Genomic DNA, 15,722 nt, shown 5'->3' with positions numbered 1-15,722 from the left:
TAGCTACGGCGGCTAGAGGCTCGAGGTCATAAGTCGAACCTACCAAAAAGGCAAAGAACGCCTTTCCGGTAGGTCCGTCATATGCTTGTCGCCTCTGGACGAGCCACCTCCGCTTTAGTATTTAACTGATTTTCTGTTCTGTGACTCCTTCAGGGAACCATACGTATGGATTTTCGCCTAAATCTCTTTCCACTTCGTATGTTACGGCTTCGAAGCCCATTTTCTCCCAGAATCCCTGGGACTTAATACGGGAATTTGTTTTAATAGGTAAACCTAAGCTTTTTGCGAATTCTACCAGCATTTTTCCGTAGCTTTTGTTTTGATATTTTGGTAATACTTCAAGCTTCCATAGTTCCAAGTAATTTTGGGGAGGATCGAAGTACTGATCAAATCGGGCATTGCGCTGGTACAAACTCATTCTGGCAACCAGCGTATCGCCAAAGTAAATTCCATAAAATGGTGATTCGCTATCATTTTCAATAATGTTTGCTTGTAAGTCTTCTAACATGGACAATTCCTGTACACCATATTCTTTAAATTTCTTAAACTCTTCAAGAGTTTTATAGTTTACTTTTAATTTCTCCACTTTCATTGCCATCGTATGACCTCCTAAAATGCTGAAAAATTAATCTGGAAAACATGATGAATCATGTATCCGTTTGCAGCTGATCGTGTGATCAAGCAAGTATTTATTATTATTATATAACAAATAAACAAAAAATTCTGCACTTAATTAAGAAAACGTTTACAATAAAGAAGAAGGAATTCGACGATTTTTGTAGAATTCGTAATATGAACAGTGTGTTCTATAAAGAAAGGGGAGAGATTGTGCAGAAGATTCTAATTGCAAATAGGGGAGAAATTGCTTCAAGAATTATTAAAACCTGTAAACAATTAAACATTCAAACAGTCGCGGTTTATTCCGATGCAGATCAGGATATGCCCTTTGTTAAAGAAGCGGATATTGCTCACCGCATAGGTGAATCACAAGTGAACCGCTCATACTTGGTAGTGGACAATATACTCGATGTAGCGAAAAAGGAAAAAGTGGATGGGATCCATCCCGGATATGGTCTCCTATCAGAAAATGCGGACTTTGCCAGAAGAGTAGCAGAAGAAGGCATCTCCTTTATTGGACCTGCTCATGATATCATCGAAAAGATGGGTGACAAGGTAGAGGCTAGAAGAGTGATGCAAGATGCGTCCGTACCCGTTGTGCCTGGAAGTGATGGAGGAGTGGAAACCATCGATGTTGCCAAGAGTGTAGCAAATGAAATTGGTTATCCTGTTATGTTGAAAGCCAGTGGTGGAGGCGGGGGGATCGGTATGATTCGCTGTGAAAATGAGCAAGCGCTCGTTCAAAGCTTCGATTCTACTAAAAACCGGGCTAAAGCCTATTTCGGGAAAGAGGAAGTCTTTCTTGAGAAATGTATTGAAAATGCGAGACACGTTGAAGTACAAATCTTTGGAGATCATCATGGGAATTTAGTGCATCTTTTTGAGCGGAATTGCTCTGTACAGAGAAGAAACCAAAAAGTGATAGAAGAATCACCTTCTCCCGGGCTTTCTCAAGAAACGAAGGAGAAAATGTTTGCATCTGCTATCCAAGCTGGTAAAGCAGTCAACTATACGAATGCTGGAACAGTTGAGTTCATCGTTGATGATGAGGAAAATTTTTATTTTTTGGAAATGAATACACGACTTCAAGTGGAACATCCTGTCACTGAATCCATCACAGGATTAGATTTAGTGAAGTGGCAGCTTTTAGTAGCTTCTGGAGAGCTACTTCCTCTATGCAAACAGGAGGAAATCCATGTAAACGGTCATGCCATTGAGTTCAGGGTATATGCTGAGGATCCAAAGACTTTTTACCCGTCTCCAGGTCAGTTAACGGCCTTACAATGGGGTAAAGGGGATGATGTTCGAATTGATAGCGGTTATGAAGAAGGAAACAAAGTCACTCCTTTCTATGATCCGATGATTTCTAAATGTATCATCAAAGGAGATGACCGTGAGGACGCATTACATAAAGCCATGGTCTTCTTTGAAGGGGTAACCATTGAAGGTGTTAAAACAAATGTCACTCTCTTCAAGGATATCATTGAAGACAGCGGCTTTATTGAAGGATCTTATACAACGAAATGGCTTCAGGACTTTTTAACGGCCAACCAAACGTAAGAACAATAAATGCAGGGCATTATGGTAGTGTCTGTAAAGAATTCTACTAAAAGAGAACAAACTGGAGGAATCAATCATGAAGGAAATCACATCATCAATGGCAGGAACGGTTTTAAATGTACTTGTAGAACAAGGTGGGGAAGTGTCTGTTGGAGATACTGTCTTAATGCTTGAATCAATGAAAATGGAAATCCCTGTTGAAGCTGAAACGGGTGGGAAGGTTTCTGAAATTAAAGTGAGTATAGGGGATTTTGTCAATGAAGGGGATGTATTACTCGTTATTGAAGGTTAACTCGAGTATGCAAACATTAAGTCAGAGATGATGTGCACATCTCTGACTTGTTTACGCATTTACATAAAACGACGGAGGGGATATTATGTCGACATCTAAAATGATCATCAACACTCTTGAACAAACGAGAGAAAGGATTACTTCGGGTGGTCAGCCGAAATATCATGAGAAATTGAAAGAACAGAAAAAGATGTTTGTTCGTGATCGACTTCAACAATTATTTGATAATGGGGATTATCAAGAAGATGGTATGTTTGCAAACAATAAGGCCGAAGATCTGCCGGCGGATGGAGTCGTAACAGCAATTGGAAAGGTTGGAGGCCAGACGGTTTGTGTAATGGCCAATGATTCCACAGTTAAAGCAGGATCATGGGGAGCGAGAACCGTTGAAAAAATCATTCGGATTCAAGAAACCGCACTGAATTTAAAAGTACCTATCTTTTATTTAGTAGATTCAGCCGGAGCTCGTATTACCGATCAGTTAGATATGTTCCCTAATCGCCGTGGGGCAGGTAAGATCTTTCACAATCAAGTGAAAATGTCAGGAATGGTTCCGCAAATTTGTGTTCTTTTTGGTCCTTCAGCAGCTGGTGGAGCGTATATCCCTGCTTTTTGTGACATAGTGATCATGGTTGATGGGAATGCGTCTATGTATCTTGGTTCTCCTCGTATGGCAGAGAAAGTGATCGGTGAGAAAGTAACGCTTGAAGAAATGGGTGGTGCAAGAATGCACTGCACTGTCAGTGGATGTGGAGATCTTCTTGCAGCATCTGAAGAGGAAGCGATTGAAGAAGCGAAGAGATATTTAAGTTATTTCCCAGCGAATTATCAGCACAAGCCTGCCGTTAAGGAAGGTCTCGCTCCTAAGAATGAGAAGCTGTTAGAAGACATTATCCCGGAACATCAAAATGCACCTTTTAATATGTACGATTGCATTGATACATTAATTGATGAAGGAAGTTTCTTTGAAATGAAAAAACTTTTCGCTCCTGAATTAATCACGGGCTTCGGGCACATGGATGGTAAAGTGATCGGGATCATTGCCAATCAGCCAAAGGTAAAGGGAGGAGTCCTTTTCCATGATTCTGCAGACAAGGGGGCGAAATTCATTCAGTTATGTGATGCTTTCCATATTCCGTTATTATTCCTGGCTGATGTGCCTGGGTTTATGATAGGGACAAAAGTGGAGAGAGCTGGGATCATTCGCCATGGAGCAAAGTTGATAGCTGCCATGAGCTCTGCAACGGTTACGAAGATATCTGTCATTGTAAGAAAAGCATACGGCGCCGGTCTATATGCAATGGCGGGTCCAGCTTTTGATCCGGATGTTTGTATTGCCCTCCCTACAGCCCAAATTGCTGTAATGGGACCGGAAGCAGCCGTAAATGCGGTTTATTCAAATAAGATACAAGCTATCGAAGATCCTAAAGAGAGAATTCAATATGTTCAAGAAAAGCAGAAGGAATATAAAGAGCATATCGATATTTATAAATTGGCATCGGAATTAATTGTAGATGAAATTACAGCACCGAATGAATTGCGTTCTGTATTAATTCAACGTTATAAACTATATGAAAGCAAAGATGTTCAATTTAGTGAAAGAAAACATCCCGTATATCCTGTTTAAACAATGTTAGGTATGGCTCGTTCCTTTGGGACGAGTCTTTTCTTTTGAGTAAAGAATGATTCTTTTGGCATATGGTTTTCTAGTTGCCGTAAATTTGGTAAACTATTCTTAAAAATATGTACGATTAAGGAGTCATTATGAAAATAGGAATCGTTGGAGGAGGAGCAGTTGGGCTTTTATTTGCAGGGTATTTGGGCCAAAAGTTTGATGTCACACTTATTGTAAGGAGAGAGGCACAGGTTCAGAGCATTTTAATGAACGGTATAACTATACATAAAGGAGGCTCTTCATTCACAACGCAAGTCCACTCAGATCTTCTTACAGAAGTTCCCTGGAAGTTTGACTTCGTCATTGTGGCAGTGAAGGAATATGATTTAAAACCTCTGGAAAATGTTTTAGAGCTTATGGATAAGAATCAACCACTATTATTTCTTCAAAATGGAATTGGGCATTTGGGATGGGTGAAATCTTTGCCCCACCACAATTTACTAGCGGGTTCGGTAGAGCATGGCGCTCTGAAAGAAAACGACCACGAGCTCCATCATTTAGGAGAAGCAAAGACAAATCTTGCTTTAATTAAAGGAGAATGGGGAGTTGTAGAAGAATTAGTATCACAGAGTATTCCTTCTTTTCCATTTTTACTAAAACAAGACTTTGAGGAAATGCTTCTAACTAAGTTATTCGTCAATGTACTAATTAACCCTCTGACGGCTTTGGCCCGGGTAAGGAATGGGAAGCTGGTTGAAAACCCGTATCTGCATCAATTACAAAGGGACTTATTCCAAGAACTGCTTCTCCTATTTCCTCATATGGATAGAATCGTTTCCTTTGAAGGGGTGGAGGAAATTTGCAAAAATACATACCAAAACAGGTCTTCCATGCTAAAAGACATTGAATCTGAAAGAAAAACTGAGATAGAGTCTATCTTAGGCGTTCTTCTGGAAAAAGCACAAAAAGAACACCATTTTGTACCCATCATGAATGTAGTATACAGATTAGTTAAAGGAATTGAAAGAGAAGGTCTGGGGGGATAAAATGGCTTCAATTTTTTCGACCATCATTGCCATATTTGTGTTAATCCCATTTTTGGGATATTTCATCAGTTTCATTCTAGCGAAAGAGATCATGAAAAACCATCGGAAAGCAGTTCATCTGGCCATCGATGTTACAACCTTTCTATTAATCGTCTCAGTTCACTTCATCGTCATCGCCATTTGGCAAACCTCTTACCTATGGCTGATCTTCCTTATCATTTGCTTCATTGGAGTTCTATTTGCCATCTTGTATTGGAAAGCAAAGGGGGAGATTCACTACCCTAAGGTGCTGAGAGGTTTCTGGCGTCTGAACTTTCTATTATTCTTCACGGCTTATATAACATTAATGATCACAGGATTGATCCTCCGTATTCTAGATTTGTATTAGAAAAAACAACAGGCAAGTTTTTTCCTTTTCTTAATGTGGAATGATATACTCATCGTTAGGATATAAAGTGCTAGAAAAGGAGTAATTCAAATGGAAGTGGAAAGCTTAAACATTCCAGCAATAAATCAGTTCGCCTCTCAATACTTAAAACAAGAAGAGCCAGTCACTTCTTTTTTCCACTATAACGTAAACAGTTCTTCCGTCTATTCTGATCGGATGAAAGATTTAGCTTCTCGTCAGTTTCAGAGAAAGGATCTTGCAGAATGTATATCTTCTTATATGAAGTCATTGCCGTCATCTGAAAAGGTAGAAGAATCGTTGGGGAAATTGAGAAACGATGCAGTAACCGTCATCGCCGGGCAACAGGCCGGTCTATTGACTGGTCCACTCTACACAATACATAAAATCATTTCGGTCATTCAACTAGCCAGGCAGCAGGAAGCTGAGTTAAAGCATCCTGTGGTACCTGTTTTTTGGATTGCGGGTGAAGATCATGATTATCAAGAAGTGAATCATATTTACATTGAAAAAGGATCAAAGCTTGAAAAGATCGGATATCCGGAGAGAATAGTAGAAAAGAAAATGACCTCTAATATTACGTATAAAAAAACAGTAATGAAGAAATGGCTTGATGACATATTAGTGATACTGGGAGAAACAGAGCATACAAAACAGCTGGCAACTGACCTGACTAAAATGATTGACGAAGAAGAGGATATCGTTCGATTCTTTGCCCATTTTGTGATGAACTTATTCAAAGATTTCGGCTTATTGGTCATCGATTCTGCCTATCCACTATTAAGGAAGCTTGAATCAAGACATTTTCACCATTTGATTGAAAACAGTCAATCCATCACAGATAAGGTGCTTGAGCAACAAGTAGAAATCCGGAAAAATGGGTATGGAACTCAATTGGACATTTCCCCTATAGCCGCCAATCTCTTTATCCAACTTCAGAATGAACGTGCTTTGTTAGAAAGAGAAGGAAATAAGTTCTTTGAGAAGAATAGAGGTAAAGCATATTCCAGTCTTGAATTGCTATCGATTCTGGATGAAAGTCCAGAATCACTCAGCAATAATGTTGTCACTAGACCCATGATGCAAGAATGGTTATTTCCAACACTCGCATTTGTGGCCGGCCCTGGCGAAATTGCCTATTGGGGTGAATTGAAAAAAGCCTTTGAATTTGTGGACTTGAAAATGCCTCCGGTTGTCCCAAGGTTAAATATAACAATAGTGGAACGAGAAATAGATAAGAGAATCCAAGATCTTCAATTGACTCTGCATGGAGTGATTACAGAAGGAGTTTCTACGGCTCGTGATGCATTTTGGAAATCCCTCGAGCGCCCAGATTTAGAGTTTGAAATGAAGGAAATCCAGGAAGAACTACAGCGTAAATATGAAAGGATTCGCGAACAGGCAGTTAGTATTGATCAAGGATTACATCCGATCATTGATAAGAATCTTGAATTCCACTTGAGTCAATTTGATTATCTACGTAACAAAGTGGACAAAGCCTTGAAGGATAAGAATTCATTAACCTTTAATCAATTCATGAAGGTGGAAAACAGCATCAGACCAAATGAAGGCCCACAGGAAAGAACGTGGAATGTCCTTTATTTCTTAAACAAATACGGACCTGATTTTGTAAAAGACCTGACACTTCTTGAATTCACATTTGATGGGACTCACAAAGTGGTATATATCTAATTGAAGACTCGCACGGTATTAATTGTCTCGACAAGCAAAAAAATAAAAGGACCTAATTCGTTTCAAATTGCGAATTAGGTCCTTTTTACGTTGTATAAAGACAAATTTCACCTGTGAAAAATTGTCTGGAAAAGAGAGAAAAACACTAATGAAAAATAGAGGAAATATTTTGCAAGTAAAGAATTTAGAAAAGAGTGGAGAAAAGTGGGGGGATGTGGTACATTTGTGTTAGAAAGTGGGGGCAGTGCATATGTTCATGGGCGAATATCAACATAACATTGATAATAAAGGCCGTTTAATCGTACCTGCCAAGTTCCGTGATCACCTCGGAGATTCATTTGTCATTACCCGAGGGCTGGATCAATGTTTATTTGGTTATCCCATGGATGAGTGGCGAGCTCTTGAAGACAAGCTCAAAGCCCTACCACTGACAAAAAAAGATGCCCGTGCCTTCACTCGATTCTTCTTCTCGGGAGCAACTGAGAGCGAATTAGATAAAACGGGTAGGGTGAATATTCCTGCTACACTTGTGAATTATGCACAATTAGATAAAGAATGCATTATTTTAGGAGTTTCCAATCGAATTGAGATTTGGAGTAAATCATTATGGGAAGACTATTTCACACAGTCTGAAGATTCATTTGCTGAGCTTGCAGAGAATATGGTAGGGTTTGATATTTAGCCCCCCACAAAACGTTCGATTGGAAAGGTGAAGTCAACATGTTTAAACATACAACTGTATTATTAAAAGAAACGGTGGATGGTCTGGATATTAAAGAAGATGGAGTCTATGTAGATTGTACTCTGGGTGGAGCAGGGCACAGCGAGTATCTTGTGAGCCAATTATCACCGGAAGGGCATCTGTATTGCTTCGACCAGGATGAAACAGCCATCAACCACGCAAAAGAAAAGCTTTCCTCCTACCAGGATAGAGTTACATTCGTTCAATCAAATTTCCGAAATCTAAAGGAAGAACTTGAACAACTTGGAGTACATAGTGTGGATGGGATTCTATACGACCTGGGTGTATCATCGCCTCAACTGGATACTCCAGAAAGAGGGTTTAGTTATCACCATGATGCTCCTCTCGATATGAGAATGAATTTGCAAGGTGAAGTAACTGCTTATGATGTAGTTAATCATTGGTCGTTTGAAGACTTAGTTCGGATATTTTATCGATATGGGGAAGAGAAGTTCTCAAAGCAAATAGCGAGAAAGATAGAAGCGGCAAGAGATATTAATGCGATTGAAACAACGGGTGAACTTGTTGAACTCATTAAGGATGGTATTCCTGCACCTGCAAGACGAAAAGGTGGTCACCCTGCTAAGAGAGTCTTTCAAGCCATACGAATTGCCGTGAACGATGAACTTGGATCCTTTGAAGATTCTCTCGAGCAAGCGATAGAGCTTCTTCATAAAGGAGGAAGAGTGAGTGTCATTACCTTCCATTCCCTCGAAGACCGTATATGCAAGACGATGTTCAAGGAGAAGGCATCAGGTCCTGACTTGCCTCCGGGTTTACCGATTATTCCAGAGGGATATGAAGCAGAGCTTAAGCTTATAACAAGAAAACCGATCCTGCCTAGTGATGAAGAATTAGAAGAAAATAATCGCGCTAGGTCAGCTAAATTAAGAATTGCAGAAAAAAATATATAATATAGAAGGAAACAGGAGGGAGAATATTGAGTAACTTAGCCAGAAAGTATGAGCAGCAAAAAGTTGAGAATCAATCCGTTCAAGCCAAGCCCAAGCGCCTGAGTGAAGAGAGAAGATCTGTCATCACACCGGGGGAAAAGATCCTTGTAGCCATTTTCGCAGCAGTATTTTGCTTCTTAGCCGTTCAGATTGTGACAACACAGGCTGCCATCTATGATGTGAATAAAGAAGTCCAGCACGTTGAAACAACCATTGAAAAGCAGGAAAAGGCAAATAATGACCTTAAGATTCAAGTAAGTGAACTTAGTACGTATGAGCGTATTCTTGAAAAGGCGAAAGAGCTTGGACTTAATTTAAAAGAAAAGAACGTTAAGGTTGTTGAACATTAATGAAAAAGAGACCAAGTATGAACATAGGGGCAGCCATCCTTTTCGGGATTTTCGGCTTGCTCTTTTTTGTATTAATGGTTCGCTTTGTCACGATTCAGGTCACCGGGGAAGCTGAAGGTAAAGTCCTGGCATCACAAGCGGCAAAAAAATATATAAAAAGTCACATTTTAGAAGCGCACAGGGGAACGATTTTTGACGGGAAAGGTGAAGTCATTGCGGAGGATACTTCTGCCTATACACTCGTTGCCATTTTAGATCCGAGCATCACGAGTGATCCAAAAAAACCTAAGCATGTAACAGATCCCGGGAAAACAGCAAAGGCTTTGGCTCCATACCTTGATATGGAGGAGAGCAAAATATATGACCGACTTAATCAAAGAGGACCATATCAGGTGGAATTTGGTTCTGCAGGTAGAGATCTAACTCATCAGATGATGCTGGAGATTAGAGAAGAAAACATACCTGGAATCACATTCAGGAAAGAAACAAAACGATTTTATCCTAATGGTTCCTTCGCACCTCATCTAATTGGTTTTGCACAAAAAACCACGGCGGATAACGGTGATTCCAAAACAGTAGGGAAAATGGGTGTGGAAGCAAGCTTTGATGATGTGTTAAGTGGCAAGGACGGTTCGGTAGAATATAAGAGTGATGTTTGGGGATATTTATTGCCAAATGCAGATGAGCATGTAACATCACCACAAGATGGAAACGATATTTACCTTACAATCGACAAGAAAGTTCAAACATTCTTAGAAGAGGCCATGAATGAAGTGCAAAAGAAATATAAACCAAAGAAAATGTTTGCGATCGTATCAGATCCAAAAACAGGACAGATATTAGCGATGTCACAAAGACCTACCTTTCACCCTGATACGAGAGAAGGTTTACTTGACAATTGGACAAACTTTATTGTGGAGGAAACGATTGAGCCAGGTTCGACTATGAAAGCTTTTTCATTGGCAGCGGCTGTAAATGAAGGGAAGTTTAACCCGAACGAAGCCTATGAATCCGGTAAATATTATGTTGATAATGTTCCTAATCCTATCAGGGACCATAATGGTGGAGAAGGCTGGGGAACGATTTCTTACTTAGAAGGGGTTCAGAGATCTTCTAATGTGGCATTTGCGAATTTATTGGACAAAATAGGTTTTAAAAAGTTCGAAGGGTATTTAAGTAGTTTTGGATTTGGTGAACCAACAGGTGTGGGGTTACCACATGAAGCTTCTGGTTCTATCCTTTATCATTACCCAATTGAAAAATACACCACGATCTTTGGGCAAGGTACAACCGTTACCCCGCTTCAAATGATTCAAGCGGAGTCGGCTATTGCGAACGACGGAAAAATGATGCAGCCCTATGTTATCTCAAAGATTGTAGATCCAAATACGAAGAAAGTGGTTGAAGAAACAAAACCAAAAGTTGCTGGAAATCCAATTACGAAAGAGTCGGCTGAAAAAGTACGGGAATACTTAGAATCAACTGTAACTTCTGAGGAAGGGACAGGAACCCGTTTTGCTATCGAAGGCTATCGCGTTGCAGGTAAATCAGGCACTGCGCAAATCCCTGATCCAGAAACAGGAAGGTATATGTACGGGAAAGAAAAGTATCTATTTTCCTTCATGGGTATGGCACCGGCTGATGACCCTCAGTTAATCGTCTATGTGGGTATTCAACAACCCGAATTAGAACCGACTGAAATCGGTTCAGATCCTGTAGCAGCTGTGTTCAAACCTGTCATGCAAAATAGCTTGAAATACTTAAATATTAAACCTCAGGAAAAAGTGAGTTTGAAAAAACAGTCTCTTCCTGATACGAAAGAAATGAGTGTGGAAGAGGCTAAAAAAGAGCTGGAAAAAGCAGGGGCTTCACCAGTTGTTGTTGGAAATGGTTCGAGTGTTATCAAGCAGCTACCCCAAGCTGGCGGTACGATACTTGAAGGGGAAAGAGTGGTAATCAAAACCGACGGGGACATCACGATTCCGGATATGAAGGGATGGTCTGTAAGGGATGTCTTTAAAGTGGCAAATCTTGCAGGTTTGAAGATCAATTTGGTTGGAAACGGCTATGCCGTCAGTCAAAATATTCAACCGGGGGTTCCTGTGGAAAAAGAAGAGCCTTTAGTGGTTAATTTTAGTACTCCGGAAGAACAAGTACAGCAAGATGAAGATGAGAATACGGAAGAACAACCGCTAAACTAAATAAAAGGGCTGACTTATGTATGTGACTCACTCACCAGTACCTGGATCGATTTCTTTTGAACCGATTTAGGTATGAGTGCCATTCACATCGAAGTCGCCCTTTTTCTTATGGGAGCAATCGATTAATTTTGACGTGAATGAGTACGCCTTCCTCATCCATTCATGGATTTCGAACATACCCAAATAAGTCCAAGCATATAATGGAACGAGCCATAGAAGGGGAGGTTCCATAAGTGAAAAGAGTATCCAATGTAACGGTAAGGAAAAGGTTAGCAGTAGCGCTTGTAGTAGGAGTCCTGATTTTCTCCATTATTGATATAAGGCTGGGATATGTTCAGTTTTTTAAAGGGGACTGGCTTACAAGTTTAGCAAAGGACTCTTGGAGTCGAAATATCCCATTTCAACCGGAGAGAGGAAAAATAGTAGACCGAAATGGGGTAGAACTAGCTGGAAACCAAAGTGCCCCGACGATATTTGTCGTTCCAAGACAAATCACTGATCCTCAGGGAACAGCGGATAAACTGGCAGCTGTTCTTAATATTTCAGTAGAATCTGCATATAAATATGTTACACAGAGTGCCAATATGGTGTTGATTAAAGAAGCGAGAAAGATCTCATATGAAAAAGCAAAAGAGGTCAGGGACCTAAATTTAAAAGGGGTTTACTTAGGCGAAGATTCTAAACGTTATTATCCATACGGCAGTTATCTATCCCATGTGCTTGGCTTCGCGGGAATTGATAATCAGGGGCTGATGGGACTTGAATTGTCATATGATGAAGAGCTTAGTGGAGATAAAGGGTATGTCAAATTTTTCTCCGACGCAAAAGGAAAAAGAATGCCTGATATGGCAGATGACTTTGAAAAACCAGAAAACGGCCATGATTTAAAGCTTACGATTGATACGAAAGTCCAAACCATCGTGGAGCGTGAATTGGATATTGCTCAAGCGACTTACAACCCCGATGGAATTATTGCCATTGCTATGAACCCTAATAATGGCGAGATATTGGCGATGTCAAGCAGGCCGACTTTTGACCCGGCGAATTTCCGGAATGTACCCCAGGAAATATATAACCGGAATTTACCGATTTGGAGCACCTATGAACCTGGTTCAACGTTTAAGATCATTACTCTTGCCGCAGCGCTGGAGGAAAATAAGGTGGATCTTTATAAAGAAAAATTCCATGATCCCGGTCATGTTGAAGTTTCCGGATCCACCCTTCATTGTTGGAAACGTGGAGGACATGGAACCCAAACATTTTTGGAAGTGGTCCAAAATTCATGTAACCCGGGATTTGTCGAATTAGGTGAGAGATTAGGGAAAGAAAAGCTATTCAGCTATATTCATGACTTTGGTTTTGGACAAAAGACCGGCATTGATCTTCAAGGAGAGGGGAAAGGGATTCTCTTTAATCTTGACCGTGTGGGTCCTGTAGAACAAGCTACGACCGCCTTCGGTCAGGGGGTTGCCGTCACGCCGATTCAACAGGTAGCGGCTGTATCAGCAGCCGTCAATGGAGGAATCCTGTATCAACCGTATATAGCTAAGGAGTTGATTGATCCTTCAACTGGAGAAGTGGTGATGAGAAAGACACCTCAAATGAAGAAGAGGGTCATTTCAGAAGAAACATCAAAACAGATTCGTGAAGCATTGGAAAGTGTTGTAGCAAAAGGGAGCGGTAAGAAAGCTTTTGTAGATGGTTATCGGGTAGGTGGGAAAACGGGAACCGCTCAAAAAGCAAAGGATGGTAAATACTTAGAAAACAATCACATCGTTTCCTTTATGGGAGTAGCGCCTGCGGATGACCCTGAAATTGTCGTGTACGTGGCTGTCGATAATCCGAAAGGCACCATTCAATTCGGTGGAGTCGTAGCAGCCCCTATTGGAGGTAGTATCATAGGCGATAGTTTAGAAGCAATGGGAGTACCGAAACGTAAAGGTCAAATTGAGAAAGAGATGACGTGGACTGATATTCCATTGATTGAAACCCCTGACTTAGTTGGATTAACGAAAAAAGAGTTACAGGAGCAGTTAGTAAATCTTGATCTGGATGTAAGTGGAAGTGGAGATAAAGTGGTTAGTCAATCTCCTGATCCTGGAGTGAAGATCAAGCAAGGCTCAAAAGTGAGGGTGTATCTTTCGGAATGATTTAAGGGGAGAAAGTCAACATGATTGTGAATTTGTGATATACTTTTTATTTATGCTGGGGGCTTTATATCCTTAAGGGATAGCCCCGTTTTTCTTTAATTAGTGTGGCAGACTGCCATTTTTTCATAATCATAACGAACTAAGTTAAAAGGTTGATAGCTTTCATACGCATTTTTTTGTAAAATATAAAAAGGTTGCTTTCTACCTGTGAGGAGTTGAAAAGATGAGATTGCACACTTTGCTGGAAGTACTGCCGTTTTTCTCAGTAGAGGGTGAAGGGAATCCAGCTATTTCAAACATCGCTAACCACCATAAGAAAGTGAAATATGGTGATTTATTTATCTGTATTAACGGATTAGAGGTTGATAGCCATTCACTCGCCCCGGTGGCAGAGAAGAACGGTGCAGCTGCGATTCTCGCTGAGAGGAGCATAGAAGCAAACGTGCCGGTTATTATCGTTCCGGATACTAAGAAAGCAATGGCCATTCTTTCAGACTACTTTTATAAGCAGCCCTCCCATCAGCTTTTGTTGGTCGGGGTCACAGGCACAAATGGGAAAACCACGACCACCCATCTGATTGACCAGGTGCTTACACACTGTGGAATGAAGACCGGTTTAATCGGTACATTGCATATAAAAGTGGGGGATGAGTTACAAGTAAGTCATAATACGACTCCTGACAGCTTAACGCTCCAACAAACGTTTAAGCAGTTTTGTGATAAAGGGGTACGCTCTGCAATTATGGAAGTCTCTTCACATGCGTTAGATCAGGGCAGGGTGCACGGCTGTGACTATGATATTGCCGTGTTTACAAACCTGACTCAGGATCATCTGGATTATCACAAGTCCATGGAGGATTATCGAAATGCAAAAGGCTTATTGTTTTCACAATTAGGGAATACTTATTTTAAGAAATCCCCCAAATACGCCATCATTAATAAGGACGATGAAGCAGCTGATTATTTTATCAGAGCTACGGCCGCACATGTTTTTACATATGGTCTGTCTCCTTCTGCTGACTTCTATGCCAGAGATATTGTCCTAAAAGCAACAGAGTCCACTTTTACACTCGTTTCACCATTTGGAGAAAGTGAGATGGTATTAAAATTAGCGGGGCAATTTAATGTGTATAATGCTTTGGCTGCGATTGCAACAGCTAGTGCAGCAGGTATACCCATCGAAGACAGCGTAAGGAGCCTGGAGAGCGCACGTGGAGTCAGGGGACGGTTTGAAACGATTTCTGAAGGCCAGCCCTTCTCGGTTATCGTTGATTACGCACACACTCCAGATGGTTTGAAAAATGTATTAGAAACCATCCAAACGATAACAAAGGGAAAGGTTATTGTGGTGGTCGGGTGTGGAGGAGACCGTGATAAGGTAAAGCGGCCTATAATGGCAGAGATTGCCTGTGAATATGGGGACTTTGCTATCTTCACCTCTGATAATCCAAGAACGGAGGATCCTAATCGTATACTCAAGGATATGGAATCTGGAGTGGTCGGCAAACAGTATCATTTAATAGTTGATCGGAAAGAAGCAATTAAAGTGGCTTTAAGTCTTGCAAAAGCTGACGATATTGTCCTGATCGCTGGGAAAGGTCATGAATCCTATCAAATTATAGGAAACAACGTATACGATTTCGATGACCGCGAAGTGGTCAGACAAATCATAAAGGGGATGTAAGAATGCTCTTTTATGATGATGTAAAGAAATTATTTCCTGAAACATCAGGTATACATCTGCCAGGCTTTACGTTTCTAGTAGTTTCAAATTCAACTAGTATGGGAATGGAGAAGGGACTATACGTCCCTTTTAGTGATGAAATAAACCTATTCGAAGGTATTGAAAAAGGAGCAATTGCTTCACTTTGGCCTAAGAATAAAGAAGTACCTTCATTTGTTCCGAACCACTTTCCATTATTTATGGTTGAAGATGTATATAAAGCTTACATTGACTTACTAGAGAATTACAAACAAAATTACAATCAAGAAAAGTGGGAAATTATGACGAAGTTTATTTTTAACAGCAAATCTGAACCAAATCAAACAATAGACGTATCATCGAACGAATCCGATAATGGAAAGGGAGGGGAATAA

The 15,722-nt window shown here is 40.5% G+C and carries 14 protein-coding genes; 13 read left to right on the top strand and 1 reads right to left on the bottom strand.

The window, feature by feature from the left end; all coding sequences use genetic code 11:
- Positions 1 to 121: 121 nt before the first annotated feature.
- Positions 122 to 598: an N-acetyltransferase gene (locus AC6CIB_RS22305; protein ID WP_498284422.1), complete on the bottom strand. Its 477-nt coding sequence runs from the start codon at positions 596 to 598 to the stop codon at positions 122 to 124.
- A 230-nt stretch (positions 599 to 828) separates the two neighbouring features.
- Here AC6CIB_RS22305 and AC6CIB_RS22300 point away from each other — a divergent pair, with 230 nt between their 5' ends.
- The 13 genes from AC6CIB_RS22300 to AC6CIB_RS22240 all read left to right on the top strand — a co-directional run bounded on the left by AC6CIB_RS22300 (position 829) and on the right by AC6CIB_RS22240 (position 15,722).
- Positions 829 to 2,178 (top strand): acetyl-CoA carboxylase biotin carboxylase subunit, encoded by a 1,350-nt coding sequence (locus AC6CIB_RS22300; protein ID WP_498284420.1) that lies wholly within the window; start codon positions 829 to 831, stop codon positions 2,176 to 2,178.
- Positions 2,179 to 2,254: 76 nt separating this feature from the next.
- Positions 2,255 to 2,470 carry a biotin/lipoyl-binding carrier protein gene (locus AC6CIB_RS22295; protein WP_498284418.1) on the top strand — a complete coding sequence of 72 codons (216 nt, stop codon included), beginning with the start codon at positions 2,255 to 2,257 and terminating at the stop codon, positions 2,468 to 2,470.
- A gap of 85 nt (positions 2,471 to 2,555) precedes the next feature.
- Complete coding sequence (locus AC6CIB_RS22290) at positions 2,556 to 4,097, top strand: acyl-CoA carboxylase subunit beta (protein ID WP_498284416.1); 1,542 nt, start codon at positions 2,556 to 2,558, stop codon at positions 4,095 to 4,097.
- Between the two features lie 137 nt (positions 4,098 to 4,234).
- On the top strand, positions 4,235 to 5,131 hold the full coding sequence (locus AC6CIB_RS22285; protein WP_498284414.1) for a 2-dehydropantoate 2-reductase: 897 nt from the start codon (positions 4,235 to 4,237) through the stop codon (positions 5,129 to 5,131).
- 1 nt (position 5,132) lies between these two features.
- Entirely contained in the window at positions 5,133 to 5,519 is a 387-nt protein-coding gene (locus tag AC6CIB_RS22280; RefSeq protein WP_498284412.1) for a DUF3397 domain-containing protein, read from the top strand.
- A gap of 90 nt (positions 5,520 to 5,609) precedes the next feature.
- Entirely contained in the window at positions 5,610 to 7,229 is a 1,620-nt protein-coding gene (gene bshC, locus AC6CIB_RS22275) for a bacillithiol biosynthesis cysteine-adding enzyme BshC (protein ID WP_498284410.1), read from the top strand.
- A gap of 250 nt (positions 7,230 to 7,479) precedes the next feature.
- Positions 7,480 to 7,911, top strand: coding sequence for a division/cell wall cluster transcriptional repressor MraZ (mraZ, locus tag AC6CIB_RS22270; RefSeq protein ID WP_148968656.1), 432 nt, complete (start codon positions 7,480 to 7,482; stop codon positions 7,909 to 7,911).
- A gap of 38 nt (positions 7,912 to 7,949) precedes the next feature.
- Positions 7,950 to 8,885, top strand: a complete 936-nt coding sequence (gene rsmH, locus AC6CIB_RS22265; protein WP_498284408.1) for a 16S rRNA (cytosine(1402)-N(4))-methyltransferase RsmH — start codon at positions 7,950 to 7,952, stop codon at positions 8,883 to 8,885.
- A gap of 26 nt (positions 8,886 to 8,911) precedes the next feature.
- Positions 8,912 to 9,274 (top strand): cell division protein FtsL, encoded by a 363-nt coding sequence (gene ftsL, locus AC6CIB_RS22260; RefSeq protein ID WP_498284406.1) that lies wholly within the window; start codon positions 8,912 to 8,914, stop codon positions 9,272 to 9,274.
- Positions 9,274 to 11,475, top strand: coding sequence for a penicillin-binding protein (locus tag AC6CIB_RS22255; RefSeq protein ID WP_498284404.1), 2,202 nt, complete (start codon positions 9,274 to 9,276; stop codon positions 11,473 to 11,475). The genes ftsL and AC6CIB_RS22255 overlap by 1 nt, the downstream gene beginning before the upstream one ends.
- Before the next feature lie 233 nt (positions 11,476 to 11,708).
- A complete protein-coding gene (locus AC6CIB_RS22250; RefSeq protein WP_498284402.1) occupies positions 11,709 to 13,625 on the top strand; it encodes a stage V sporulation protein D in 1,917 nt (638 codons plus the stop codon).
- Between the two features lie 223 nt (positions 13,626 to 13,848).
- Positions 13,849 to 15,309, top strand: coding sequence for a UDP-N-acetylmuramoyl-L-alanyl-D-glutamate--2,6-diaminopimelate ligase (locus tag AC6CIB_RS22245; protein WP_498284400.1), 1,461 nt, complete (start codon positions 13,849 to 13,851; stop codon positions 15,307 to 15,309).
- 2 nt (positions 15,310 to 15,311) lie between these two features.
- Positions 15,312 to 15,722 carry a hypothetical protein gene (locus AC6CIB_RS22240; protein ID WP_498284398.1) on the top strand — a complete coding sequence of 137 codons (411 nt, stop codon included), beginning with the start codon at positions 15,312 to 15,314 and terminating at the stop codon, positions 15,720 to 15,722.

The organism is Rossellomorea sp. GQ25, assembly GCF_059758515.1.
The sequence above is the reverse complement of the archived record's forward strand: the minus strand, read 5'-3'. Positions and strand labels throughout refer to the sequence as shown.